A 2749-nucleotide genomic window follows, 5' to 3' on the forward strand; every position below is an offset into this window, starting at 1 on the left:
CTTTTATTTCACTATAAAAAAATAAAACCAATTGCTGATGAAACGTGTACATATATTGTTGGTTGAGGACAATCCCGGGGATATCCTTTTAACGACCGAAGCCCTTGAGGATCGCAAGCTGGTGAATGAAATCAGTGTTGTTAGAAACGGTAAAGAAGCCCTTGATTTTTTATTTAAAAAAAATCAGTACAAAGACGCGCATACCCCCGACTTAATCTTGCTGGACATTAATATACCCTTGCTGAGTGGTCATGAAGTACTTCAAAAAATTAAACAGGACCTACGCACCAAAGAAATTCCGGTCATTGTACTCACTACTTCATCGGCTGAGAATGACATCCGGTTGTCTTATCAAAATCACGCCAATTGTTTTATCACCAAGCCGGTAGATATTGATGATTTTATGAAAGCCATCTTAAGCATTGAAGATTTTTGGATTCAATTGGTTAAACTACCCTCTAAAATCAACTGATGAAGATAGACAAAAACAACTACAGTATTTTGATTGTCGAAGACAATCCCGGTGATTATGTTTTGGTGGAAGACTATCTGAGTGAGCATATACAAAAACCCAATCTTACCCATTGCCAGAATTATCAGGAAGTTCAAGAGAAGCTAAGTAATCGCTCACAAAGCTTTGACATCATTTTACTCGACCTTTCTTTACCTGACATCACAAAGGAAGAATTAATCAATGAAATGAGTCAGGTCATTTTATTCACACCTGTGATTGTATTGACCGGGTATGCTGACCTGGATTTTGCCACTTCTATTTTAGCAAAAGGGGTCTCTGATTATATGGTGAAGGATTTGATTACTCCCCTGGCCCTCTACAAGAGTATTTTGTATGCCATGGAGCGTCACCGCTTTACACAACGACTGAAACATTCTGAAAAGCGGTATATGGATTTGTTTCAACTGAGTCCTTCCCCGCTTTGGGTGTATGATCTTGAAACGCTGCAATTTCTGGATGTCAACCAAGCGGCTATTGAGCACTATGGCTACAGTAAAGAAGCGTTTTTAGCGATGACCTTGAAAGACATCCGACCGGAAGAAGACATCCCAATTCTTGAAGAAGCTGTGAATGCGGTTAGAAATTCAACTGAATATTATAAAAACAGCTTTCGTCATCAAAAGAAAGACGGAACGCTTATCTATGTTGAGATTTTCAGCAATAAAATTGATATTAACGGTAAAGCTGCTGAAGTGGTGCTTGCCTCAGATATCACAGAAAAACTACTGCAGGTACAAGCCATCGAGGCACAAAATGAAAAGCTAAAGGAAATTGTCTGGATTCAATCTCATGTAGTACGTGCTCCCGTTGCAAGGCTTTTAGCATTGGTGGATATGATCAAAAATGAAACCTTGCCGGAGACTGAAAAAAAAGAATTACTGGACCACATCGAAAATTCTGCCAAAGAGGTTGATTCCCTCATTAACGAAATAGTGGAAAAATCTGAACAAGTAGAGGAATATATAGCCCGTGATTTAAATAAATAGTAAGCTTACAAAAAATGTCAATAACTCCCGATTACAGTACTCTTTTTTACTACAGCCCTTTGCCAAAATGGGTGTATGATATCAAGACGTTTGAAATTTTAGATGCCAACCAGGCAGCTTTAGACCTGTATGGTTACAGTAAAGAAGCGTTTTTGACACTCACGATCATTGACTTAAGACCCAAAAAAGAGATTCCAAATGTTTTGGCAGCCCACAAACATATTGAAACACGTGAGGGCAATATTTATTTTGGAGCTTTTACGCATCAAAAAAAGGATGGAACCCTTTTGAGAATGGAAATTAACGGGCATAAAGTAGATTTTCAAGGTAGAAAGTGTGTGATGGTTGTTTGTCAAGATGTTACCTTAAAAGAAAAGCAGTTCAGGCAAAACCAGCAGGCTGTTCATATCATGAATGCTTCCATGGATGTTATTTGCTCGATAAATGAAGCAGGATTATTTACCAGTGTAAGCCAGGCTTCTATTGACGTATGGGGGTATCACCCTGAAGAGTTGGTGGGCAAAGCCTATTTAGATTTGGTTTATAAAGAGGATGTGGAACAAACCAAGCAAATTGCTCAAGAAATCATGTCAGGGACGTCCTTCACTGCCTTTGAAAACCGGTACCTAAAAAAAGACGGTACCATTGCATATAATATTTGGTCAGCCCGTTGGGATGCTACTACCCAAACCATGTATGCAATTGCCAGGGACGCCACAGACAAAAGAAAGGCCGATGAACTTTTGGCCCAAAGTGAGCAACGCTTTAAAGCACTTGTTCAGGAAGGATCAGATTTAATAGGGATTTTGGATGAAAAAGGAATTTACACCTACGTCAGTCCTACTTCTACTGCTATTTTAGGGTTTCAACCTGAAGAGTTTATTGGCAGGAGTCCGTTTGAGTTTATTCATCCTAAGGATTCTAAACGTGTTTTGCAAAACCTGGAGGAAATTGCAACATCAAACCGTGTGAGCGTTATGCCTTTTCGGTTTAAAGATAAGGAAGGTAACTGGCGATGGTTAGAAACCGTATTGACCAATATGCTGAACCATCCCACAATAAGTGGTATAGTTGCCAATTCCAGAGACATTACTGCCCGGAAAAAAGAGGAGCAACACTCCAAGCTTTTACAAAGTGTGATAACCCAAACCAATGATGCTGTTTTAATTACCGAAGCAGAGCCTCAGGACGAACCCGGACCCCGAATTATTTATGTGAATGATGCATTTACGCGAATGACAGGATATAC

At 39.5% G+C, this 2749-nt stretch carries 3 protein-coding genes; all 3 read left to right on the forward strand.

Going from position 1 to position 2749, the window contains the following annotated elements:
- The first annotated feature begins 37 nt into the window (after positions 1-37).
- Complete coding sequence (locus AACY61_RS11845) at positions 38-472, forward strand: response regulator (protein ID WP_339611786.1); 435 nt, start codon at positions 38-40, stop codon at positions 470-472.
- Positions 472-1500: a PAS domain S-box protein gene (locus AACY61_RS11850; protein ID WP_339611787.1), complete on the forward strand. Its 1029-nt coding sequence runs from the start codon at positions 472-474 to the stop codon at positions 1498-1500. The genes AACY61_RS11845 and AACY61_RS11850 overlap by 1 nt, the downstream gene beginning before the upstream one ends.
- 14 nt (positions 1501-1514) lie before the next feature.
- Positions 1515-2749, forward strand: a 1235-nt coding sequence (locus tag AACY61_RS11855) for a PAS domain S-box protein (RefSeq protein WP_339611788.1), incomplete at its 3' end; no start/stop codon positions are given.

It is taken from the genome of uncultured Planktosalinus sp., assembly GCF_963973675.1.
Lineage (GTDB): Bacteria > Bacteroidota > Bacteroidia > Flavobacteriales > Flavobacteriaceae > Planktosalinus.

Bases quoted from the DNA above. Each gene is read 5' to 3' on its own strand.
- AACY61_RS11845 (WP_339611786.1), top strand. From the start codon at position 38: ATGAAACGTGTACATATATTGTTGGTTGAGGACAATCCCGGGGATATC.
- AACY61_RS11850 (WP_339611787.1), top strand. From the start codon at position 472: ATGAAGATAGACAAAAACAACTACAGTATTTTGATTGTCGAAGACAAT.